23 protein-coding genes are annotated in these 21309 nt (G+C 70.6%); 13 read left to right on the plus strand and 10 right to left on the minus strand.

The features are described 5' to 3' along the window. Nucleotides 1–2 precede the first annotated feature (2 nt). The 4 genes from AOK03_RS19025 (at nt 3) to AOK03_RS19040 (ending at nt 2730) form a co-directional block, all read left to right on the plus strand. Nucleotides 3–341 carry a hypothetical protein gene (locus tag AOK03_RS19025; protein WP_157868997.1) on the plus strand — a complete coding sequence of 113 codons (339 nt, stop codon included), beginning with the start codon at nt 3–5 and terminating at the stop codon, nt 339–341. Beyond that, on the plus strand, nt 338–1000 hold the full coding sequence (locus AOK03_RS19030) for a hypothetical protein (protein ID WP_055566495.1): 663 nt from the start codon (nt 338–340) through the stop codon (nt 998–1000). Before AOK03_RS19025 ends, AOK03_RS19030 begins: the two co-directional genes overlap by 4 nt. A 147-nt stretch (nt 1001–1147) precedes the next feature. Continuing rightward, nucleotides 1148–2053, plus strand: a complete 906-nt coding sequence (locus AOK03_RS19035) for a sterol desaturase family protein (RefSeq protein ID WP_055566496.1) — start codon at nt 1148–1150, stop codon at nt 2051–2053. Further along, on the plus strand, nt 2050–2730 hold the full coding sequence (locus tag AOK03_RS19040; protein WP_055566497.1) for a lysoplasmalogenase: 681 nt from the start codon (nt 2050–2052) through the stop codon (nt 2728–2730). Before AOK03_RS19035 ends, AOK03_RS19040 begins: the two co-directional genes overlap by 4 nt. On the opposite strand, the gene AOK03_RS19045 is transcribed toward AOK03_RS19040, so the two are convergent. From AOK03_RS19045 to AOK03_RS19060, 4 genes are all read right to left on the minus strand, one after another. After that, complete coding sequence (locus AOK03_RS19045; RefSeq protein WP_055566516.1) at nt 2699–3703, minus strand: CopD family protein; 1005 nt, start codon at nt 3701–3703, stop codon at nt 2699–2701. The two genes, AOK03_RS19040 and AOK03_RS19045, sit on opposite strands and share 32 nt — an antisense overlap. A 160-nt stretch (nt 3704–3863) precedes the next feature. Beyond that, nucleotides 3864–4406, minus strand: coding sequence for an alpha/beta hydrolase family protein (locus tag AOK03_RS19050; RefSeq protein WP_055566498.1), 543 nt, complete (start codon nt 4404–4406; stop codon nt 3864–3866). An 81-nt stretch (nt 4407–4487) separates the two neighbouring features. Further along, a complete protein-coding gene (locus tag AOK03_RS19055; protein WP_055566517.1) occupies nt 4488–6041 on the minus strand; it encodes a S8 family peptidase in 1554 nt (517 codons plus the stop codon). Nucleotides 6042–6079: 38 nt separating this feature from the next. After that, nucleotides 6080–7627, minus strand: coding sequence for a S8 family peptidase (locus AOK03_RS19060; RefSeq protein WP_055566499.1), 1548 nt, complete (start codon nt 7625–7627; stop codon nt 6080–6082). Nucleotides 7628–7980: 353 nt separating this feature from the next. Here AOK03_RS19060 and AOK03_RS19065 point away from each other — a divergent pair, with 353 nt between their 5' ends. The 3 genes from AOK03_RS19065 (at nt 7981) to moaA (ending at nt 11193) form a co-directional block, all read left to right on the plus strand. Beyond that, nucleotides 7981–8379 carry a DUF485 domain-containing protein gene (locus AOK03_RS19065; protein ID WP_055566500.1) on the plus strand — a complete coding sequence of 133 codons (399 nt, stop codon included), beginning with the start codon at nt 7981–7983 and terminating at the stop codon, nt 8377–8379. Continuing rightward, nucleotides 8376–10013 (plus strand): solute symporter family protein, encoded by a 1638-nt coding sequence (locus tag AOK03_RS19070; RefSeq protein ID WP_055566501.1) that lies wholly within the window; start codon nt 8376–8378, stop codon nt 10011–10013. Before AOK03_RS19065 ends, AOK03_RS19070 begins: the two co-directional genes overlap by 4 nt. Before the next feature lie 172 nt (nt 10014–10185). Beyond that, the gene (moaA, locus tag AOK03_RS19075) at nt 10186–11193 is read left to right on the plus strand and encodes a GTP 3',8-cyclase MoaA (protein ID WP_055566502.1); all 1008 of its coding nucleotides are present in this window, start codon (nt 10186–10188) and stop codon (nt 11191–11193) included. Here the strand turns inward: moaA and AOK03_RS19080 are convergent. Both AOK03_RS19080 and AOK03_RS19085 read right to left on the minus strand, forming a co-directional pair. Next, the gene (locus AOK03_RS19080) at nt 11190–11441 is read right to left on the minus strand and encodes a hypothetical protein (RefSeq protein WP_055566503.1); all 252 of its coding nucleotides are present in this window, start codon (nt 11439–11441) and stop codon (nt 11190–11192) included. The two genes, moaA and AOK03_RS19080, sit on opposite strands and share 4 nt — an antisense overlap. A gap of 187 nt (nt 11442–11628) precedes the next feature. Next, entirely contained in the window at nt 11629–12015 is a 387-nt protein-coding gene (locus tag AOK03_RS19085) for a DUF3099 domain-containing protein (RefSeq protein ID WP_055566504.1), read from the minus strand. A 225-nt stretch (nt 12016–12240) separates the two neighbouring features. On the opposite strand from AOK03_RS19085, the gene AOK03_RS19090 reads away from it, so the two are divergent. Further along, on the plus strand, nt 12241–12516 hold the full coding sequence (locus AOK03_RS19090) for a GlsB/YeaQ/YmgE family stress response membrane protein (protein ID WP_055566505.1): 276 nt from the start codon (nt 12241–12243) through the stop codon (nt 12514–12516). A 70-nt stretch (nt 12517–12586) separates the two neighbouring features. On the opposite strand, the gene tyrS is transcribed toward AOK03_RS19090, so the two are convergent. Genes tyrS through AOK03_RS19105 form a run of 3 tightly spaced genes read right to left on the minus strand, consistent with a single transcriptional unit; the run spans nt 12587 to nt 16827 of the window. Next, nucleotides 12587–13855, minus strand: coding sequence for a tyrosine--tRNA ligase (gene tyrS, locus AOK03_RS19095; RefSeq protein ID WP_055566506.1), 1269 nt, complete (start codon nt 13853–13855; stop codon nt 12587–12589). A 57-nt stretch (nt 13856–13912) separates the two neighbouring features. Continuing rightward, nucleotides 13913–15307 (minus strand): metallopeptidase TldD-related protein, encoded by a 1395-nt coding sequence (locus AOK03_RS19100; RefSeq protein ID WP_055566507.1) that lies wholly within the window; start codon nt 15305–15307, stop codon nt 13913–13915. Next, nucleotides 15304–16827: a TldD/PmbA family protein gene (locus AOK03_RS19105; RefSeq protein WP_055566508.1), complete on the minus strand. Its 1524-nt coding sequence runs from the start codon at nt 16825–16827 to the stop codon at nt 15304–15306. Before AOK03_RS19105 ends, AOK03_RS19100 begins: the two co-directional genes overlap by 4 nt. 186 nt (nt 16828–17013) lie before the next feature. On the opposite strand from AOK03_RS19105, the gene fabG reads away from it, so the two are divergent. The 3 genes from fabG (at nt 17014) to AOK03_RS19120 (ending at nt 18998) form a co-directional block, all read left to right on the plus strand. Then, complete coding sequence (gene fabG / locus AOK03_RS19110; protein ID WP_055566509.1) at nt 17014–17733, plus strand: 3-oxoacyl-[acyl-carrier-protein] reductase; 720 nt, start codon at nt 17014–17016, stop codon at nt 17731–17733. Nucleotides 17734–17737: 4 nt separating this feature from the next. Next, nucleotides 17738–18499: an enoyl-ACP reductase FabI gene (gene fabI, locus AOK03_RS19115; RefSeq protein WP_055566510.1), complete on the plus strand. Its 762-nt coding sequence runs from the start codon at nt 17738–17740 to the stop codon at nt 18497–18499. 145 nt (nt 18500–18644) lie between these two features. After that, nucleotides 18645–18998 (plus strand): hypothetical protein, encoded by a 354-nt coding sequence (locus AOK03_RS19120; protein ID WP_425264394.1) that lies wholly within the window; start codon nt 18645–18647, stop codon nt 18996–18998. On the opposite strand, the gene AOK03_RS19125 is transcribed toward AOK03_RS19120, so the two are convergent. Then, entirely contained in the window at nt 18952–19668 is a 717-nt protein-coding gene (locus tag AOK03_RS19125) for a FadR/GntR family transcriptional regulator (RefSeq protein ID WP_055566512.1), read from the minus strand. The two genes, AOK03_RS19120 and AOK03_RS19125, sit on opposite strands and share 47 nt — an antisense overlap. 91 nt (nt 19669–19759) lie before the next feature. On the opposite strand from AOK03_RS19125, the gene AOK03_RS19130 reads away from it, so the two are divergent. Beyond that, on the plus strand, nt 19760–21064 hold the full coding sequence (locus AOK03_RS19130) for a CynX/NimT family MFS transporter (RefSeq protein WP_208609557.1): 1305 nt from the start codon (nt 19760–19762) through the stop codon (nt 21062–21064). A gap of 43 nt (nt 21065–21107) precedes the next feature. Beyond that, nucleotides 21108–21224: an SGM_5486 family transporter-associated protein gene (locus AOK03_RS44885; RefSeq protein ID WP_107059069.1), complete on the plus strand. Its 117-nt coding sequence runs from the start codon at nt 21108–21110 to the stop codon at nt 21222–21224. The last annotated feature ends 85 nt before the right edge of the window (nt 21225–21309 follow it).

Consider the following 21309-nt stretch of genomic DNA (forward strand, 5'->3'; position numbering starts at 1 on the left):
CCATGCCCGCTCATGCCCCGACTCCGTTCCAGGAATCGGAAGTCCAGCCCGCCGACACCTTCACTGTGGAGCGGTCCGCCGACGGCCGCTGGTACACCGTGACCGGGCACTGCCCGACCTGCCGCGGCCGCACGGTGTTCCGGGTCGCTTTCGGGGTGCTGGGGCCGGTCAAGGGGCGCGGGCGCCGGACCCGGCCCGAGCCGCTCACCGGGTCGATCCCGGTCTACTGCCAGTGCGGCTACCCCCATCCGGACCGTCCGCCCGAGTCGCCCGACTCCGGATGCGGCGCCTTCTGGGACGTTCCGGTCCCGACCCCGGCGCAGGGCGGTGCCACTCCGTGACCGACCTCGCCAAGAAGAGGTTCGCGCAGCTCGGCCAGCAGCTCCAGGTCGACCAACTGGCCGCCGTCCGACGGCAGGCCGAAGGGTGGCGCAACGGTCTCGCCGGGCTCATCGGACTGGTCGGCGCCGTCTTCGTGCTCAAGGGCCGGGAGAGCGTCGCGGGCATGCCGGAGCTCTGGCGGTGGACCACGGCGGGACTGCTCGTCACCGCCTTCGTCCTGCTCCTCTCCGGCGCGCTGAAGGCCGTACGTGCCGCCCACGGGCAGTTGGGGCAGCAGGCCTGGCTGAGCGGCGACCGGCTCTTCGCGGCGATCCTCGACGAGGTCGAGGAGACGCAGGACGCGCTGGCGTCGGCACGGCGGCGCTCGGTCGTGGGCCTGTGCGCGATCGTGACCGCGCTGGCGGTCAGCTGGGTCGTGCCGGTCGGCACCGAGGAGGGCAAGGGCGAGGGGAAGAGGGAGGAGGGAGGCGCTTCCAGCGTGTCGCGCGTGCTGGTGACGACGGCCGGGGGCGGCACTGTCTGCGGCGAGCTGGTGGTGAGCGACGCCCGGGGCGTGGCGGTGCGGGCGCCGGGGACCAAGGACCGTGCGGGGAAGCCCGTACGGCGGACCATCCCCGCCGACGAGGTCCGCTCGCTGGTGCCCGCCAGGCGATGCTGAGACACGGCAGCCGCACCCCGGAGCAGCGGCCCGCCGTTTGAAGCCGGATCTTTGGTGAGGATCACCAACATCCATACCCGTACCGCCGGTAATACTTGTCGGTAACAACCTCTAGTCGTGGGCGAATAGCCGTTCTACCGTGCACGCATGTCCCCGAACCTGCCCGATGTCGTGCTGTGGTCCATACCTGCCTTCGTGCTGCTCACGGTCGTCGAGATCGTGAGCCACCGGATCCATCCCGACGACGATGCCGCGGGGTACGAGACCAAGGACGCCGCGACCAGCATCACCATGGGGCTCGGCAGCCTCGTCTTCGACTTCCTGTGGAAGATCCCCATCGTCGCGATCTACTCGGGCGTCTACGCACTGACGCCGCTGAGCGTGCCGATCCTCTGGTGGACGGTTCCGCTGATGCTGCTCGCGCAGGACTTCTTCTACTACTGGTCGCACCGCGGCCACCACGTGATCCGCGTCCTGTGGGCCTGCCACGTGGTGCACCACTCCAGCGAGAAGTTCAACCTCACCACCGCGCTCCGCCAGCCCTGGACGAGCCTGACGGTGTGGCCCTTCTATCTGCCGCTGATCGCCCTCGGCGTCCACCCGGCGGCGCTCGCGTTCTGCTCGTCGGCCAACCTGGTCTACCAGTTCTGGATCCACACCGAGCGCATCGGGAAGCTGCCCCGCCCCTTCGAGTACGTCTTCAACACGCCCTCGCACCACCGCGTGCACCACGCGTCCCAGGGCGGCTACCTCGACCGCAACTTCGGCGGCATCCTCATCATCTGGGACCGCATGTTCGGCTCGTGGGTGGCGGAGACCGACCGGCCCGTGTACGGCCTCACGAAGAACATCCACACGTACAACCCCCTGCGCGTGGCGACCCACGAGTACGCCGCCATCGCCAAGGACCTGCGGGCGGCCACCAACTGGCGCGAGCGGGCCGGGCGGGTCTTCCGCGGCCCCGGCTGGCAGCCCGCGGCGCCCGAGGCCCCAGAGGCGCCCCAGGCCGCCCTGCCCGCCGCCGACGCGACGGTCCCGGAGCGCGCGGCATGACGGGACGGCCCTCGTCCCGGCTGCTCCTCGGGGCCTTCGGCGTCGCCGCGCTCGGCGACCTCGGCGCGCTCCTCGCGGACTTCGGCCCCGGCCACGCCGTCTTCAAGCCGCTGCTCATGCCGCTCTTCGCGGCGTACGTGGCCGCCCGGCGGGGGCCCCGGCCGCTCGTCGCCGCGCTCCTCTTCGGCTGGGGCGGCGACACCTTCCTGCTCTTCGACGCCGAGCTCGCCTTCCTCGCCGGGATGGGCTCCTTCGCCGCGGGGCACGTCTGCTACCTCGTGCTCTTCAAGCGGTACGGGGCCGGGGCGTCCGGCGCGCGCGGGGCAGGCCTCGTGGCCGGGTACGCCCTCGCCCTCGTCGGCACCGTGGCGCTGCTCTGGCCCGACCTGCCGGCCGACATGCGGGGGCCCGTGGCGGGCTACAGCCTGCTGCTCACCGCCATGGCGTTCGGCGCCACCACGCTCGGACCCGCGGCGGGCGCCGGAGGGGCGCTGTTCCTGCTCTCGGACACCCTCATCGCGACCGGCGTCGCCGAGTGGCCCCAGCTGCCGAGGCCCGACTTCGCGATCATGATCACGTACCTCGGGGCCCAGTACCTGCTCGCCCGGGGAGTGCTTGCGGCGGCCGGGCGGACCGCGCCGGAGGTCACCAGCGAATCGGTACCGGCACCGCGGTGAGCAGCGCCGACAGCACCACGACGACGCCCAGCGCGATCACCTCCCCGCGCGCGGGAACGTAGGCCGAGACGCGGTCCGCCGTGCGGCGCAGCCGACGGCGGGCCAGCAGCGCGAGCAGCGCTACGGCCAGCACGAGCAGCACCTTGGCGAGCAGGGTGCGGCCGTAGGCCGTCCCGGTGAGCTGGTCGAGGACCGTGCTCGCCGGCATCCGGCGCAGCGTGCTGCACACCCCGGTCGCGGTGATCGCGGCGAACAGGACGGCGGCCACGCGCGCGTAGAGCCCCAGTACCGCGACGGCCTCCTCCGGAGAGGACGTCCGCCACCGGCGCAGCATGCGCAGGACGTACAGCAGCCCGCCCGCCCACAGCGCACCGCACGTCAGGTGGACGAGCGTGAGACCGCTGCCGAGGAGTGGGCTGTCCTCCACCGGAGGGTGGGCCCGCAGCGCCTCCGCGACGATCACCGCGGCCAGCGGGAACACCGCCCCCGCCGGACGCCGTGAACGCGCGCACAGGGCGGCCACGATGAACGCGTTGACCTCCAGGAGGGCCAGCCTCCCGTCCCGGGTGTCGTACAGCCGCCCGATGTCCAGGTCGGAGAGCTCCTGCGGGACCAGGTTGCCGTTCGCCACGATCGCCGCGAGCCCCAGCGCCGCGACGCACCCCGCCCAGGCCGCGTACGACGACCAGCCGCGCGGCGCCCGGTCGAGCGGCGCGCCCGCCACCCGGCGGGCGAGCCGGGTCGCGAACACCTCGCCCAACTGCACGCACAGGGCGGCGAACAGGACCGTCCGAAGGAACGTGATCCAGGCCGTGCCGGGTGCGCGGGCCTCACCGGTGCCCTGCAGCGCCGTCGAAGGGCCGAGCAGGGGGATCAGCGCGGCGACGGCCACGAGGACGAGCACGGCGGCGGCGCGGGCCGCGGACGGGCGGCGGCGCGGGGCGCGGTGCGAGACGGGGGCGGTGGCCGGTATGCCGGTCGAAGCATCGCCTCCGGGCTCGACGGACGGTCGTATGGAGCTCACTACAAGATCTTCACCAGGGCTCCCGGCGACGGGCAAGTCCTGAGGGACAACTGGCGCAAAGGCGCTCCGATCGGACCGAGTCACTCATCTCCACCCGAGTCCCTGCCGGTCAACTGCTCGCCGACCACCACAGCCTCACCGACTTCTCCGGCTCCGACGGCCGCAGCTCCCACCCCTGAACGGCCGCCGCCTGGACGACGTAGTGGCCGCCGCAGCCTCGGTAGGCGCGCCGCGGGATCTCGCACTCGGAGGGCGGCAGCGGCTTCTTGGGCACGCGCGGGGCCGACGCCTTGGCCGTCCACCGGGCGAGCAGCTTGTCGACCTCCGCGCGGTAGTGGTCGGCGTCCCCCTCGTGGCGCACCTCGGACCAGAGCACGCACCAGCGGGGCAGGGTGAAGACGCGGCCCATCGCCCGGTCCATGAACCGGTCGAACGCCTTCTCGTACGACGAGCTCACCGCGGCGATCACCTCGGTGACCAGGCCGATGGCGAGGGTGCCGAGGAAGATCGCGATCCCGAGCACGACCCAGCACGGCAGGAACACCACCGTGGCGACGAACCGGGTCACCAGCTGCCACCGGGGGCGGGTGGGCCAGGCCACCCAGTGTTCCGTGCCGGAGACGACGAACTCGGAGTTCTTGTACTCGTACATGACACACGATCCTCTCGTGGAGCGACAGGAAAGGGCCGGGCGGCCCCGAAGCCGCCCGGCCCGATCCGTCGCGCCGTGGTGCTACTTGCGCACGGCGTCCAGCGCGTCGGCCATGCCCACGCCGTAGAAGCCGTTCTTGTTCCTGCCGCCCTCGCAGACCGCGTCGACCTTGCCGTCACCGTCGTAGTCGTACGGATCGGTGCACGCCATCGCGTCCGCCTGGCGGTAGAGCAGCGCCTTGATCCGCGCCGCCGAGGCGTGCGGATGCGTCGACTTCAGCAGCGCGGCCACGCCCGCGGCGTGCGGCGACGCCATCGACGTACCGGCCTTGTAGCCGAACTTGCCGCCCGGCAGCGTCGACAGGATCCTGCCGTCCTCGGCCGGCGCGTTCGGCGCCTGGTACTTCGTGGAGTCGCCGCCGGGCGCCGTGATGTCGACGACGCCGTTGCCGTAGTTCGAGTACGACGACTTGAAGCCCTTCGCGCCGGTCGCCGAGACCGTCACGACGCCGGGCAGCTGCGACGGGAGGTCGAAGCAGTCCTTGGTCTTGACGGTCCGCGGCACCGGGGTGGTGTCGTCGGGGCTCGACTCGTCGAGGATCTCGTCCTGGGCGAGGTCGGTCTTGGCGTTGCCCGCGGCCGCGACGTTCACCGCGCCCTTGCGCTCCGCGTACTCGGAGGCCCGCCCGACCGCGTCGACCAGCGCCTTCTGATCGGCGTCCGTCGTGCAGTTGAACAGCCACGGGTCGGTGTAATAGCTGTTGTTGGTGACGTCGACGCCGTGGTCGGCCGCCCACACGAAGCCGCAGACCACGGCCTCCGTGTAGTACATGCCGGTCGCCGGCTCGGCCACCTTCAGGCTCGCCACCTTCACGCCCGGCGCGACACCGGTGACGCCGGTGCCGTTCTTCGCCGCGGCGATGGTGCCCGCCACGTGCATCCCGTGGTCGCTCTCCTTGGCCACGGGACGCCACGCGTTGTCCTTCTGCACGGGCACGCCGCCCAGGCAGCTCGCGGACGCCCGGCGGTCGAAGTTCGGCGCGATGTCGGGGTGCGTGTCGTCGACCCCGGAGTCGAGCACGCCGACCGTGACCTCGGAGCTGCCGAGCGAGACCTCGTGCGCCTTGTCCGCCTTCATGGCGGGCAGGTCCCACTGCAGCGGCTCCAGCTCGTCCTGACCCGCCGACGCCTTGCCCGCCGCGGCCTTCGCCTCCTCGGCGGTCAGCGGCCGCTCCGACTCGAGGGCGTCGTCCGCCTGCGCCGACAGCGGGGCCGTGCGCGTCGCGCCCGCCGAGTCGACGCCCTTGACCTTGCGGATCGTCTTCGCGAAGTCGGGGTTCGCCGAGTGGACGACGATGACACCGATCTTGTCGTACGCGATGACCACGTCGCCGCCGGCCTTGGCGATGGCCTTCTTGGCGCGCTCCGAACTGCCCTTGCCGGGGCGGACGTTCACGACGTAGCTCATCGACGCGGCATCCGCTGCCGTGGACCCCGCGGCCGCCGGGGCGGAGGCCGGGGCGTCCGGCATCGCCGCGGGCCTGGCCGAGGCAGTGCCCGGCAGGAAGGCGACGGCCGAGACCATCGCGACGCCGAGCGGCAGGGCTAGCGCGCGGCGGGAGCGCAGGAAGGCCACGGCCGATATGTGGGACTTGTTCACGTTCTCTCTCCCCGTCACTTCTTCTTCACGGCGTCGAGCGCGTCGACGAGCCCACTGCCGTAGAAGCTGGTCCCGTGCTTGCCGCCGCTCTGGCAGACCGCGTCGACGTCGCCGTCACCGTCGGGGTCGTACGGGCCGGACGGGCAGTCGAGCCGGTCGGCCTGCTTCTTCAGGAGCCGCTGCAGCTCCGCCGGGCCCGCCTTGGGGTGCGTGGACTTGAGCAGCGCGGCGACGCCCGAGGCGTGCGGCGCGGCCATCGAGGTGCCCTGCAGCCAGCCGTACTCGCCGCCCGGCATGGTGGAGAGGATGCGGCCGTTCTTCGACGGGGTGTCGCCCGGGATCTGGAACTTGTCGCCGCCCGGGGCGGCGATGTCCACGACGCCCTTGCCGTAGCTGGAGTAGATCGACTTCAGGTTCTGCACGCCCGTCGCGCTGGTGGTGACGACGCCCGGCAGCTGGGTCGGCACGTCGAGGCACTCGTGCGGGTCGATGGTGCGGGTCACCGGAGTGGAGTCGTCCGGGCTGGAGTCGTCGACGATCGCGTCGGAGTCCAGGTCGTGGTTGGAGTTGCCCGCGGAGGCGACGTGCAGGGTGCCCTTCTTCTGGGCGTACAGCTGCGCGCGGTTGACCGCGTCGAGGATCGCCTTCTGGTCCGGGTCGTCCTTGCAGTTGTACAGCCACGGGTCCACGTAGTAGCTGTTGTTGGTGATCTCGACGCTGTGCTCGGCGGCGAACACGAAGGCGCAGACCACGTTCTCCGGGTAGAACAGCTCGTCGACCGGGTCGGCCACCCTGATGGCCGAGACCTGCACGCCGGGCGCCACGCCCGCGACGCCGACGCCGTTGCGCGCGGCGGCGATCTCACCGGCCACGTGCGTGCCGTGGTAGCTGTCCTTCGACGACGGGCGCCAGGCCCCCGCCGAGGTGTCCGCCTTGCCGCCGACACAGCTCGCGGACTGCGACGGCGAGAAGTTGGACGCGAGGTCGGGGTGGGTGTCGTCGACGCCGGTGTCGATCACGGCGACGGTGACCTTCTTGCTGCCCGGATTGATCTTCGCGGCCTTGTCGGCACCGATCGCGCGCAGGTCCCACTGGTCGGCTTCCATCGGCTCGGCGCCCGGGGCGGCGCTCTGCTTCAGGGCCTTGGCCTCAGCCTTCGAGAGCAGCTTCGCCTTGCCGTCGTCCGTGGTGCCGGCGGCCTTCAGCGGCGAGGTGTGGGTCGCTCCCGCGGACTGGACACCGCGCACGGCACGTATCTGCTGGCCGAACTCCGGATTCGACGAGTGCGCGACGATGACGCCGATCTTCTCGTGCGTCACGACGACGGAGCCACCGGCCCCGGCTATCGCCTTCTTGACGTACGCGAGCGTCTTGCGGTCCGTTCGGGTGTTGACGACGTACGCGAAGACGGGGGCATCCTTCGCGGCCTTCGCCGACACGGGGGCGGGCGACTCGTTCGGGGCCGCGGTCGCGGCGCCGGGCACGAAACCGACCGAGGCGGCGAGCGCGATGCCGAGCGGCACGATCAGTGCCGCACGACGTCTGGAACGCAGATGAGCCATGGGATCTCCACATCATCCGGAGACGGAACCGTACGCGGAATTGCATACGGAACTGCCCGAACACGACTGGTGCTCGGGCAGGTACATGACGGGCTGTGCAGGGTGAAGCTAACCCTGAAGCTCCCAGGCCAGCAATGACTTACCGAAGAAATGGGGGAGTTCGACCACGTCGGAGACGTCGCGGGGACGTTGAGCAGACAACGGAAGCAACATCAACCCCCTGTCGGATCACGTCCCATGGCCTTAGCATCGCCATCCGTGGCTCACGTGATCCGCGTCACGCTGGATGTGAGACCAGAGAGCCCATGGATCAACTGTCCGTCCCCACCCCACCCGCACCACGAGGAGACTCCGTGGCCACCGACGCACCGCCCCCTTCGAAGGGTGGCGCAGGAAACGAACCCGCTCCCCACGCGCCCTCCACGGAGGAGTTCACCGAGGTGCAGGAGAGCGCGGAATTCGGCGAACTGCGCACCGCTCACCGCTCGTTCGCCTTCCCGCTCACCGTCGCCTTCATCGCCTGGTACCTCGTGTACGTCCTGCTCTCCAACTACGCGGGCGACTTCATGGGCACCAAGCTCTTCGGCAACATCAACGTCGCCCTGGTCCTCGGCCTCGGGCAGTTCCTGACCACGTTCCTCATCGCCTGGTTCTACTCGCGCCACGCCGCGTCGAAGCTCGACCCGAAGGCCGAAGCGATCAAGTCCCGCATGGAGAACCGCCCGCAGACCCGCCTGGAGGGCGACGCATGAGCCCCGCGCACCCCGCCGTCATCGAGCTGGCGGCCGCGTCCGACGCCTCCGAGCACCGGACGCTGATCATCAGCCTTTTCGCGGCCTTCGTCGTCGCGACCCTCTGCATCACCGTCTGGGCCGGCCGGCAGACCAAGAGCGCCGCCGACTTCTACGCGGGCGGCCGCCAGTTCACCGGCTTCCAGAACGGCCTGGCGATCTCCGGCGACTACATGTCCGCCGCGTCCTTCCTCGGCATCGCCGGTGCCATCGCCCTCTTCGGCTACGACGGGTTCCTCTACTCCATCGGATTCCTGGTCGCCTGGCTGGTGGCGCTCCTCCTGGTCGCCGAACCGCTGCGCAACTCCGGGCGCTACACGATGGGCGACGTCCTCGCGTACCGCATGCGCCAGCGCCCGGTCCGCACCGCCGCGGGCACCTCCACCATCGTCGTGTCGATCTTCTACCTGCTCGCGCAGATGGCGGGCGCGGGCGTCCTGGTCTCGCTGCTGCTGGGCATCACCAGTGACGCGGGCAAGATCCTCATCGTCGCCCTCGTCGGCGTCCTGATGATCGTCTACGTCACCATCGGCGGCATGAAGGGCACCACCTGGGTGCAGATGGTCAAGGCCGTCCTGCTCATCACCGGCACCGTCCTCATCACCTTCCTGATCCTGCTGAAGTTCAACTTCAACGTCTCCGACTTGCTCGGCACGGCCGCCTCCAACAGCGGCAAGGGATCGGCCTTCCTGGAGCCCGGTCTCAAGTACGGCGCGTCCGGCACCTCGAAGCTGGACTTCATCTCGCTCGGCATCGCCCTGGTCCTCGGCACCGCGGGCCTGCCGCACATCCTGATCCGCTTCTACACGGTGCCCACGGCCAAGGCCGCCCGTAAGTCCGTGAACTGGGCGATCGGCATCATCGGCGCCTTCTACCTGATGACGATCGTCCTCGGCTTCGGCGCCGCCGCCCTGCTCAAGCCCGGCGAGATCATCGCCTCCAACAAGGCGGGCAACACGGCGGCACCGCTCGCCGCCCTGGAGATCGGCGGCGGTGGCGACTCGACCGGCGGCGCGATCCTGCTCGCGGTGATCTCCGCGGTCGCCTTCGCCACGATCCTCGCGGTGGTCGCGGGCCTCACCCTCGCCTCGTCGTCCTCGTTCGCCCACGACATCTACGCGAACGTCATCCGCAAGGGCAAGGCCACCGAGAAGGAGGAGATGAAGGCGGCCCGCTGGTCGACCGTGTTCATCGGCATCGTCTCCATCGCCCTCGGCGCCCTGGCCCGAGACCTCAACGTGGCGGGCCTGGTCGCCCTGGCCTTCGCGGTCGCGGCCTCCGCGAACCTGCCGACGATCCTCTACAGCCTGTTCTGGAAGAGGTTCACCACCCAGGGCGCGCTCTGGTCCATCTACGGCGGTCTGATCACCGCGGTCGGCCTGGTGCTGTTCTCACCGGTCGTCTCGGGCAAGCCCACCTCGATGTTCCCCGACGCAAACTTCGACTTCTTCCCGCTGGAGAATCCGGGCCTGATCTCCATCCCGCTGGGCTTCCTGCTCGGCTGGCTCGGCTCGATCCTCTCCAAGGAGGAGCCGGACAAGGGCAAGTACGCGGAGCTCGAGGTCAAGTCCCTCACCGGCGTCGGAGCCCACTGATCGGGCATTGTTCACACGTCCGTAGCGGCCGCGTCGTAGAGTCCTACGACGCGGCCGCACCGTTCCTCGTGGCAAATGGCCCATGGCGTTGTCAGACGTCTGACGTAAGGTCGAAAGCAGCCGGAACAACAAGTCGGTTCTATCTGCATCCAACCGCCGGGGAGGGGCCGCAGTGCTCATCGACACCTATGGCCGTGTAGCCACTGACCTGCGCGTTTCGCTGACCGATCGCTGCAATCTGCGCTGCACGTACTGCATGCCGGAAGAGGGCCTGCAGTGGCTGGCCAAGCCGGACCTGCTCACGGACGACGAGATCGTGCGCCTCGTGCGCATCGCCGTCACCCAGCTCGGCGTCACCGAGGTCCGCTTCACCGGCGGCGAGCCCCTGCTGCGCCCCGGCCTCGTCGGCATCGTCGAGCGCTGCGCCCAGCTGGAGCCCCGCCCCAGGATGTCCCTGACGACGAACGGCATCGGCCTCAAGCGCACCGCGAAGGCCCTCAAGGCCGCAGGCCTCGACCGTGTGAACGTCTCGCTGGACACGCTGCGCCCCGACGTCTTCAAGACGCTCACCCGCCGCGACCGCCACAAGGACGTCCTGGACGGCCTCGCGGCCGCCCGTGACGCGGGCCTCACCCCGGTCAAGGTCAACACCGTCCTGATGCCGGGCCTGAACGACGACGAGGCCCCGGACCTGCTGGCCTGGGCCGTCGAGAACGACTACGAACTGCGCTTCATCGAGCAGATGCCCCTGGACGCCCAGCACGGCTGGAAGCGCGACGGCATGATCACCGCGGGTGACATCCTGCAGTCCCTGCGCACCCGCTTCGAGCTCACCGAAGAGGGGTCGAAGGAGCGCGGCTCGGCGCCCGCCGAGCGCTGGATCGTGGACGGCGGCCCGCACCGCGTCGGCGTCATCGCCTCCGTCACCCGCCCGTTCTGCTCGGCCTGCGACCGGACCCGGCTCACGGCCGACGGACAGGTGCGCACCTGTCTGTTCGCCACCGAGGAGACCGACCTGCGCGGGGCGCTGCGCGCGGCCCCGGAGGACAGCACGGACGGGTCGGACGAGGCCATCGCCCGCATCTGGAAGCTCGCGATGTGGGGCAAGAAGGCGGGCTCGGGTCTGGACGACCCGTCGTTCCTGCAGCCGGAGCGCCCGATGTCGGCGATCGGCGGCTAGCCGGCCCCGCCGCTTTTGGCGTCGTCCCCGGCGGCGGCCTCGCGCGCCTGCCACTCCTGGAGCACCACCACGTCCTTCAGGAAGCCGCGCACGCCCAGGAACTGGGAGAGGTGCTCGCGGTGTTCCTCGCACGCGAGCCACGTCTTGCGCCGCTCCGGGGTGTGGATCTTGGGGTTGTTCCAGGCAAGCACCCAGACCGCGTCGGCGCGGCAGCCCTTGGCGGAACAGATCGGGTTTTCGTCACTCACAGTCGCGTCCAAAGTGCTGCAAACAAGGCGACGCCGAGCAGCCACGGGGGGAGCTGCCCGGCGTCGGTCTGTCGCTCCGACGGGGGATGCGGAGCGCGTACGAAGTATGTCATGGGGGACCCGGCTACTGGCACCGGAACTACATGATTGATCTGAGGTTTTCTTGAGCTTGGCGCAACGTCGACGGTCAGCTCTGTTCGTGTGAAGTGCCGCGCCGCTGGTCGTGCGCGGGCCCCAGGGGATCTTCCGGGACGGATTCCGCGGCGGCGGCCGCGGCGGGCGGCGCCAGCATTGGCCGAGAAGGAGCGGGTACGAAGGTCGACGGCAGCGAAGGCGGAGACTCCCGGCCGGCGTTCGCGATCACGACGGAGATGTACGGCAGGAGGACACCGAGCACCAGTGCGACGAGGGCGACGTGTCGCTCGACGTTCCACAGCACCGCGGCTGCCACCACGGACACCGTTCGGACCGACATCGAGATCACATAACGCCGCTGCCTGCCCCGCACGTCCTCCGCGAGACCCTGTCGGGCCCCCGTGATCCGGAAGACCTGGCCGCTGCTCTGCTTCCGCATCACGTTCCACCGCCCTGTCCGCTGTGCCGGACTCTCCCTGGTTGAGCACCCCGGTCCGGCCCGCTCAACGTTACGCCGCGGCTGCGCCGCCTACGAGACCGGGGGAGCCTTCACCTCGGTGCCCTGCCTGCGCCGTGCCACGTATGGAGGTGCCCGACATGCGCCGTATGGAGGACGGGACGACACTGGCGGTAACGCTCGTGTAGAGCCGACTAGGAGGCAGCTATGGGCTGGTTGTGGGCGATCATCGTGGGATTCGTGCTGGGGCTGATTGCCAAGGCGATCCTGCCGGGGAAGCAGCACAGTCCGCTCTGGCTGACCACGGTGTTCGGCATCATCGGAGCCGTCCTGGGCAACTGGCTCGCGACGCAGTTCGGGATCAATGAGACCAAGGGCATCGACTGGGGCCGCCATGCGCTCCAGCTGGTCGCGGCGCTCGTCGTCGTCGGCGTCGGTGACGCGGCGTACACGATGGTCCGGGGCAACAAGCGAAGGGCGTAGCCGTACGAAGAGGGGCCGGTCCGCACGGACCGGCCCCTCTCGTATGCGCCGTTCACGCGGCGTCGGCGGGTCAGCCCGCCGTGACCTCGACCGCCGCCAGGTTCTTCTTGCCGCGGCGCAGCACCAGCCACCGCCCGTGCAGCAGGTCCGCACGGGCCGGCACGTGGTCCTCGGCGGCCACCTTCACGTTGTTCACGTAGGCACCGCCCTCCTTCACCGTGCGCCGGGCGGCGGACTTGCTCGCCACCAGGCCCACCTCGGCGAGCAGGTCCACGACCGGGCCGAGCTCGGCGACCTCGATGCGCGGCAGCTCGGAGAGCGCGGCGGCCAGCGTCGCCTCGTCCAGCTCCGCCAGGTCGCCCTGGCCGAAGAGCGCCTTCGAGGCGGCGATCACCGCGGCGCACTGGTCCGCGCCGTGCACCAGCGTGGTCAGCTCCTCGGCGAGCGCGCGCTGCGCGGCGCGCGCCTGCGGACGCTCCTCGGTCTGCTTCTCGATCTCTTCGAGCTCCTCGCGGGACTTGAAGGACAGGATCCGCATGTACGTCGAGATGTCCCGGTCGTCCGTGTTCAGCCAGAACTGGTAGAACGCGTACGGCGTCGTCATCGCCGGGTCGAGCCAGACGGCGCCGCCCTCGGACTTGCCGAACTTGGTGCCGTCCGACTTGAGCATCAGCGGCGTGCCGAGCGCGTGGACCGTGGCGTCCGGCTCCAGGCGGTGGATCAGGTCGATGCCCGCCGTGAGGTTGCCCCACTGGTCGCTGCCGCCGGTCTGCAGCGTGCAGCCGTACCGCCGGTTGAGCTCCAGGAAGTCCATGCCCTGCAGGAGCTGGTAGCTGAACTCGGTGTACGAGATGCCCTCCTGGGACTCCAGGCGGCGGGCCACGGAGTCCTTGGTCAGCATCTTGTTCACGCGGAAGTGCTTGCCGATGTCGCGCAGGAACTCGATCGCGGACATGCCCGCGGTCCAGTCGAGGTTGTTCACCATCGTCGCGCCGTTCTCGCCCTCGAAGGACAGGAACGGCTCGATCTGCGAGCGCAGCCGGGCCACCCAGTTCGCGACCGTCTCCGGGTCGTTCAGGGTGCGCTCGGCGGTCGGCCGCGGGTCGCCGATCTGGCCCGTGGCCCCGCCCACCAGCGCCAGCGGGCGGTGCCCCGCCTGCTGGAGCCGGCGGACGGTGAGGACCTGGACGAGGTGCCCGACGTGCAGGCTCGCCGCGGTCGGGTCGAAGCCGCAATAGAACGTGACGGGACCGTCCGCGAGCGCCTTGCGCAGTGCGTCTTCATCGGTGGACAGGGCGAAAAGCCCCCGCCACTTCAGCTCGTCGACGATGTCCGTCACGGGTCTCGCGTCTCCTTGGGTGTGCTGACACAGTGCACGTAGGTGCAGGGTCCGAGGTTATACGCCCTGGCTGACCGAACTCATATTGAAATCCGGGACGCGCAGCGCGGGCATCGCGGCCCGGGTGAAGTAGTCGCCCCACTCGCGCGGCAGCGTCTTCTCGGTGCGGCCCGCCTCGGAGGCCCGCCCGAGCAGGTCCACGGGCGATTCGTTGAACCGGAAGTTGTTCACCTCGCCCACCACCTCGCCGTTCTCGACGAGGTACACGCCGTCCCTGGTCAGCCCGGTGAGCAGCAGTGTCGCCGGGTCGACCTCGCGGATGTACCAGAGGCAGGTCAGCAGCAGCCCGCGCTCCGTGGCCGCGACCATCTCGTCCAGTGTGCGGTCGCCGCCGCCGTCCAGGACGAGGTTGTCGACGGCCGGCGTCACCGGGAGCCCGGTGAGCGCCGCGCTGTGCCGGCTGGTGGCGAGGTGAGCGAGCTCACCGGCGCGGATCCACTCGGTGGCGGCCAGCGGCAGGCCGTTGTCGAAGACCGAGGCGTCGCCGCCCGAGGCGTGCGCGAGCACGAAGGGCGCCGACTCCAGGCCCGGCTCGTGCGGGTCGCTGCGCAGCGTCAGCGGCAGCTCGGCCAGCCGCTCGCCCAGGCGCGTGGCACCGCCCGGCTTGGAGAACACCGTGCGGCCCTCGGCGGCGTCGCGGGCCGACGACTGCCACAGCTGGTAGATCAGCAGGTCCGCGACGGCGGTCGGCGGCAGCAGGGTCTCGTACCGCCCCGCGGGCAGGTCGATGCGCCGCTGCGCCCATCCGAGGCGCTGGGCCAGCTCCGCGTCGAGGGCGGCCGGGTCGACGTCCTTGAAGTCGCGGGTGGCGCGGCCCGCCCACGCCGACTTGGTGCGGTCGGGCGACTTGGCGTTGAGCTCCAGGGTGCCGTTGGGCTGGTCGTGCCGCAGGCGCAGCCCCGTCGACGTACCGAGGTAGCTCGTCACGAATTCGTGGTTCGCGAAGCCGTAGAGCTCCCGGCCGCCCGCGCGGGCCCGGGCGAACGCCTCGCCGAGCGCCGGGGCGAAGTCCGCGAAGACAGCCGAGGACGTCTCGGCGGGCGCCTCGGTGAAGTCGGGGGAGGCGGTCGTGCCGGTCACCAGCGGCTGCGCGTCCTCGGCAGGACCCGCCCCGCGCGCGGCCTCCTCGGCGGCCCGCACCAGCGGCTCCAGGTCGTCCGCGGTCACGGCCGCGCGCGTCACGACACCGGAGGCGGTGCCTTCCTTGCCGTCGACGGTCGCGATGACGGTGAGGGTGCGGCCGCGGGTCACGCCGTTGGTGGTCAGGGCGTTGCCCGCCCACCGCAGGTTCGCCGACGACTCCTCGTCGGCGATCACGACGCAGCCGTCCGCGGTGGACAGTTCGAGGGCGCGCTCGACGATCTCGTGCGGCTTGGTGGCGCTGCGGCTCATCGACCGGCCTCCTGCGTGGTGTTCAGAATGTTCACGCCCCGGAACAGGGCGGACGGGCAGCCGTGGGAGACCGCGGCGATCTGGCCGGGCTGGGCCTTGCCGCAGTTGAAGGCGCCGCCGAGGACATACGTCTGCGGGCCGCCGACCGCGGCCATCGAGCCCCAGAAGTCGGTGGTCGACGCCTGGTAGGCGACGTCGCGGAGCTGCCCGGCGAGGCGGCCGTTCTCGATCTTGTAGAAGCGCTGTCCGGTGAACTGGAAGTTGTAGCGCTGCATGTCGATGGACCACGACCGGTCGCCGACGACGTAGATCCCGCGGTCGACGCCCGCGATGAGGTCCTCCGTGGAGAGCCCGCCCGGGTCCGGTTGCAGCGACACGTTCGCCATGCGCTGCACCGGGACGTGGCCGGGGGAGTCGGCGTACGCACAGCCGTTGGAGCGCTCGAAGCCGGTGAGCTTCGCGATGCGCCGGTCCAGCTGGTACCCGACCAGCGTGCCGTCCTTGACCAGGTCCCAGGACTGTCCGGCCACGCCCTCGTCGTCGTACCCGATCGTCGCGAGCCCGTGCTCGGCCGTCCGGTCGCCCGTCACGTTCATCAGCGAGGAGCCATACGCCAGCTTGCCGAGCTGGTCGAAGGTGGCGAACGACGTGCCCGCGTACGCCGCTTCGTAGCCGAGCGCGCGGTCCAGCTCGGTGGCGTGGCCGATCGACTCGTGAATCGTCAGCCAGAGGTTGGACGGATCGACGACCAGGTCGTACGCGCCCGCCCGGACGCTCGGCGCCCGCATCTTCTCCGCCAAATGCCCGGGAATCTCGGAGAGCTCCCGATCCCAGTCCCAGCCGGTCCCCGTGAGGTACTCCCAGCCGCGGCCGACCGGCGGCGCGATGGTCCGCATCGAGTCGAACTCGCCGGTCGACCCGTCGACGGCCACCGCGGTCAGCTGCGGGTGCAGCCGCACGCGCTGCTGCGTGGTCACCGTCCCCGCCGTGTCCGCATAGAACTTGTTCTCGTGCACGGTGAGCAGCGAGGCGTCGACGTGCGAGACCCCGTCGGCTGCGAGCAGCCGCGCGCTCCAGTCGGCGAGCAGCCCCGCCTTCTCCTCGTCCGGCACGGAGAACGGATCGATCTCGTACGAGGAGACCCAGGTCTTCTCGGCGTGCACCGGCTCCGGCGCGAGCTCGACGCGCTCGTCCGACCCCGCGGCCTTGATGACCTGCGCGGACAGCTTCGCCATCGCGACGGCCTGGGACGCGACGCGGGCCGCCGCGTCCATCGTCATGTCGACCCCCGAGGCGAAGCCCCAGGTGCCGCCGTGCACCACCCGGACCGCATATCCGAGGTCGGTGGTGTCGGAGCTGCCCGCCGGTTTGGCGTCGCGCAGCAGCCAGGACGCGCTGCGCACCCGCTCCAGGCGGAAGTCCGCGTGGTCGGCGCCGAGCGCCCGCGCGCGGGCGAGCGCGGCGTCGGCGAGAGCCCGCAGCGGCAGCGCCGTGAAGGCTTCATCGATGGAATGAGGCACGGATGTCTCCCTGCTTTCGGCTCCGGTCAGGTCCGATCATGTCGCGCCCGACGCCCCGGCGGCCAGGGTTTTCTGTAGGGATCCGACAGGGAGTCCTCTTCGCCACTGTCGGTCGTCGATTCTCCGTATCGCGACAGGTACCGATAGGTTTTCGAGGTACCAGACCGCTATCGAAAGGGTGATCCGTTGAGCCGCTCGGTTCTCGTCACCGGAGGAAACCGGGGCATCGGCCTCGCCATCGCCCGCGCCTTCGCCGACGCCGGCGACAAGGTCGCGATCACCTACCGCTCGGGTGAGCCGCCGAAGCTCCTCACCGACGCCGGGGTCCTCGCCGTCAAGTGTGACATCACCGACGCCGAGCAGGTGGAGCAGGCCTACAAGGAGATCGAGGAGAAGCACGGGAACGTCGAGGTCCTGGTCGCCAATGCCGGCATCACCAAGGACCAGCTCCTGATGCGCATGACCGAGGAGGACTTCACGTCCGTCCTCGACACCAACCTCACCGGCACCTTCCGCGTCGTCAAGCGCGCCAATCGCGGCATGCTGCGCGCCAAGAAGGGCCGCGTCGTCCTCATCTCCTCGGTCGTGGGCCTGACGGGCGGCGCCGGACAGGCGAACTACGCCGCTTCCAAGGCGGGTCTGGTCGGCTTCGCGCGTTCGCTCGCCCGCGAGCTCGGTTCGCGCAACCTCACCTTCAACGTCGTCGCCCCCGGTTTTGTCGACACCGACATGACCAAGGTGCTGACGGACGAGCAGCGTGAGGGCATCGTCTCTCAGGTGCCGCTCGGCCGTTACGCGCAGCCCGAGGAGATCGCCGCCGCGGTGAAGTTCCTCGCGTCGGACGACGCTTCTTACATCACTGGAGCCGTCATCCCCGTTGACGGCGGATTGGGCATGGGTCACTGATCACATGAGCGGAATTCTCGACGGCAAGCGCATCCTCGTCACCGGTGTGCTGACGGAGGCCTCGATCGCCTTCCACGCGGCCAAGGTCGCCCAGGAGCAGGGCGCCGAGGTCATCCTGACCGCGTTCCCGCGGCCCACGCTCACCGAGCGCATCGCCAAGAAGCTCCCCAAGCCCGCCAAGGTCATCGAGCTCGACGTGACCAACCAGGAGCACCTGGACCGTCTCGCGGGCGTCGTGAAGGAGGAGCTCGGCGGCCTCGACGGCATCGTGCACTCCATCGGCTTCGCGCCGCAGGGTGCCTTCAACTTCCTCGAGGCGACCTTCGAGGACGTCTCGACGGCGATGCACGTCTCGGCGTACTCCCTGAAGTCGCTCACGATGGCCTGCCGTCCGCTCTTCGAGGGCGGCGCCTCGGTCGTCGGCCTCACCTTCGACGCGCAGTACGCCTGGCCGAAGTACGACTGGATGGGCCCGGCCAAGGCCGCCCTGGAGGCCACCAGCCGCTACCTCGCCCGCGACCTGGGCAAGGAGGACATCCGCTGCAACCTGATCTCCGCGGGGCCGCTCGGCTCCATGGCCGCCAAGTCCATCCCGGGCTTCGGCGAGCTCGCGGAGGTCTGGGACTCCCGCTCCCCGCTGAACTGGGACATGGCCGACCCGGAGCCCGCGGGCCGTGGTGTCGTCGCCCTGCTCTCGGACTTCTTCCCGAAGACCACCGGCGAGATCATCCACGTCGACGGCGGCGTGCACATGATGGGCGCCTGACCGGGCACCAGCCCCGGCAGCGGGTACGTTTTCGAGGCCCCGTCCCCCGCAGCGCGCGGGTGGCGGGGCCTCACCCGTTCGGCCCCCTGGCCGGGCGGCGACGGGGGAGTGCCGCGCACTCTGAAGTGTGCGTCTTACCGGTGCGGTGCTCGTGGCTCTCGCTCTTGTGGCCGCCGCGCCGAGCGGCGTGCCGCAGGGTCCCTCCGCCGCGCGCGTGGAGGAGGAGAAACCCCGGCCCCGGCCCTTCGGTTCGGAGTGCCGCACCGGCGTCGCAGGCGCGCACGTCGTCGCGTACTGCCACAACCCCTACCCCGAGACCGACCGGGTCCGTCTCCACGTGGAGTGCGACCAGTGGTGGGACATCGACACCGACTCCCGGCCCGTCGAGGCGGGGCCCGCGATGACGGTGCGGCTCACGGGGCGGTGCTGGAAAGAGGTCCGCTCGGCCTGGGTCAGCCACCAGAAGTCAGCGCCCGGTCCCGTCCTTCGGCCCCGGTGAGCCGCTCCGGGCAGCACATGAAGGGGTAGCTCGCCGCCTCCGCCGCGGCGGCCTCCGCGTCGCCCGCGCGGATCGCGTCCACCAGCCGGGTGTGGTCCATGTGCGCCTCGGGCGTGAGCTCCTCGCCGATGTCCTCGCGCAGCCAGTCCCGCAGCACCTCTCCGAGGTCCGCGTACATGGCCGTCATGACGTCGTTGTGCGAGGCGGCGACGACGGCCATGTGGAACGTCGCGTCGGCCGTCACGAACGCCTCCGTGTCCCCGGTCGCCCAGATCTCCTCGCGGCGCACCAGCAGCGCGTCGAGCTGCTTGAGGTCGCGCTCGGTGCGGCGCTCGGCGGCGAGCTTCGCGGCGCTGGACTCCAGCGTGCTGCGCAGCTCGGCGATGTGCCGCGGGTCGGCGTCGGCGAACCTGCGCTGCATCACGCCCGCGAGCTCGCTCGTCGCGACCACATAGGTTCCCGAGCCCTGGCGGATGTCGAGCAGGCCGTTGTGCGCGAGGGCGCGCACGGCCTCCCTGACCGTGTTCCTGGCCACGCCCAGCTGATCGACCAGCTCGGGCTCGGTGGGGATGCGTGAGCCGACCGGCCACTCGCCCGAAGAGATCTGGTTGCGCAGCTCGGAGATGACCTGTTCGGAGAGTGCGGAACGGCGAGGGGTGGTCAGCGGCATGACGTTCCTTCGTGCGTGCGTGGCCCGTGGATGAGCAGTGTGACGTAATCGGATTGGACAGCCAATCATCCCATGATTCTATGATGGCTCCATGGCTAGTGAGAAAACCCCGACGATGACACCGACAGCAACGGCCTCCGCACCCACCGGGGACCCGGAGAAACAGGCCCCCACGCGCGCGTGGGCGACGCGCCTCGTCGTCGTCGGCATCGTCCTCGCGGCCATGAACCTCCGCCCGGCCATCACCAGCCTCGGCGCGCTCCTCGAAGAGGTGCGCGACGGCCTCGGCATGAGCGGCACCCTCGCGGGACTGCTCACCTCCGTCCCGCCCCTCTGCTTCGCGATCTTCGGCGTGATGGCGCCCCGCCTGGCCAAGCGCTTCGGGCCCAGCGCGGTGGTCTGCATCGGCATGGCCGCCATCGCCGCCGGCCTCGTGCTCCGGCCCTTCATCGGGGGCACCGCGGGCTTCCTCGCCGCCACCGCCCTGGCCCTCGCGGGCATCGCCGTCAGCAACGTCCTGATGCCCGTCATCGTCAAGCGCTGGTTCCCCGACCGGGTCGGTTCGATGACCGGCCTGTACTCGATGGCGCTGGCCCTCGGCACGTCCCTCGCGGCCGCCCTCACCGTGCCCGTCACCGACGGCCTCGGCGGACGCTGGCAGTCCGGCCTCGCCGTGTGGGCCGTGCTTGCCGTCGTCGCCGTCATCCCCTGGATCCCGCTCGTCCGCGACCGGAGCCGGACGGCCGCCGCGGTGCCGGAGCACGTCAGCGCCGCCGTGCGACGCGAGGACGACGGGCTGCGCATCACCTCCAGCCGCACCGCCTGGGCGCTCGCCGTCTTCTTCGGCCTCCAGGCCACCGCCGCGTACATCACGATGGGCTGGATGCCGCAGATCTTCCGCGACGCGGGCGTCCCCGCGGGCGAGGCGGGCGTCCTGCTCGCCGTCACGATGGCCATGGGCGTGCCCCTGGCGTTCGTCATCCCGCGCGTCGCCACCCGCCTGCCCAACCAGGGCCCGGTCGTGATCGTCCTCGGCGCGTGCGGCCTCGCCGGGTACGCGGGCCTCTTCCTCGCCCCCGCGGGCGGCGCCTGGGCCTGGGCGCTGCTGCTCGGCATCTCCAACTGCGCCTTCCCGCTCGCCCTCACCATGGTCGGGATGCGCGCGAAGAGCAGCGTCGGCGTGGCCAAGCTGTCCGCCTTCGCGCAGAGCACGGGCTACCTGATCTCCATCCCGGGCCCGCTCCTCGTGGGCGTCCTCTACCAGCACAGCGGCGGCTGGGGGCTGCCCCTCGCGCTCATGGCGGGCCTCATGGTGCCGCAGATCGTCATCGGCACCCTCGCGGGCCGTAACCGCACGGTCGAGGACGAGGTGGCGGCCAAGGCCGCCGCGGCCTGACCCCGCCGGAGGGAGGACGGGCAAAGGGTGCGAGACTGGCCGTATGCCCGTCCTCGATCCGAACCCCCAGAACGGCCAGAAGAAGCTGCTCATCGTGCTCGGCGCGATGCTGGCCATCACCGTGATCATCGGCATCATCGCGTCCATCGCCTCGCCGTGATCCACCTTGCCCGCTCGCCTTCACCGGCTCGACGTGAACCGGCCCCCGACGGAGCGATGGTGGGGCTAGGTCGTGTCTTCAATGT

This window comes from Streptomyces atriruber, assembly GCF_001418325.1.
Lineage (GTDB): Bacteria > Actinomycetota > Actinomycetes > Streptomycetales > Streptomycetaceae > Streptomyces > Streptomyces atriruber.

What these genes read in the sequence shown, in the direction of transcription:
- fabI (WP_055566510.1), top strand. Translation starts at nt 17,738, where the DNA reads ATGAGCGGAATTCTCGACGGCAAGCGCATCCTCGTCACCGGTGTGCTG.
- AOK03_RS19060 (WP_055566499.1), bottom strand. Translation starts at nt 7,627, where the DNA reads ATGGCTCATCTGCGTTCCAGACGTCGTGCGGCACTGATCGTGCCGCTC.
- AOK03_RS19085 (WP_055566504.1), bottom strand. Translation starts at nt 12,015, where the DNA reads ATGCGGAAGCAGAGCAGCGGCCAGGTCTTCCGGATCACGGGGGCCCGA.
- AOK03_RS19125 (WP_055566512.1), bottom strand. Translation starts at nt 19,668, where the DNA reads ATGCCGCTGACCACCCCTCGCCGTTCCGCACTCTCCGAACAGGTCATC.
- AOK03_RS19040 (WP_055566497.1), top strand. Translation starts at nt 2,050, where the DNA reads ATGACGGGACGGCCCTCGTCCCGGCTGCTCCTCGGGGCCTTCGGCGTC.
- AOK03_RS19035 (WP_055566496.1), top strand. Translation starts at nt 1,148, where the DNA reads ATGTCCCCGAACCTGCCCGATGTCGTGCTGTGGTCCATACCTGCCTTC.
- AOK03_RS19130 (WP_208609557.1), top strand. Translation starts at nt 19,760, where the DNA reads ATGGCTAGTGAGAAAACCCCGACGATGACACCGACAGCAACGGCCTCC.
- AOK03_RS44885 (WP_107059069.1), top strand. Translation starts at nt 21,108, where the DNA reads ATGCCCGTCCTCGATCCGAACCCCCAGAACGGCCAGAAGAAGCTGCTC.
- AOK03_RS19070 (WP_055566501.1), top strand. Translation starts at nt 8,376, where the DNA reads ATGAGCCCCGCGCACCCCGCCGTCATCGAGCTGGCGGCCGCGTCCGAC.
- AOK03_RS19050 (WP_055566498.1), bottom strand. Translation starts at nt 4,406, where the DNA reads ATGTACGAGTACAAGAACTCCGAGTTCGTCGTCTCCGGCACGGAACAC.
- AOK03_RS19100 (WP_055566507.1), bottom strand. Translation starts at nt 15,307, where the DNA reads ATGAGCCGCAGCGCCACCAAGCCGCACGAGATCGTCGAGCGCGCCCTC.
- AOK03_RS19025 (WP_157868997.1), top strand. Translation starts at nt 3, where the DNA reads ATGCCCGCTCATGCCCCGACTCCGTTCCAGGAATCGGAAGTCCAGCCC.
- AOK03_RS19090 (WP_055566505.1), top strand. Translation starts at nt 12,241, where the DNA reads ATGGGCTGGTTGTGGGCGATCATCGTGGGATTCGTGCTGGGGCTGATT.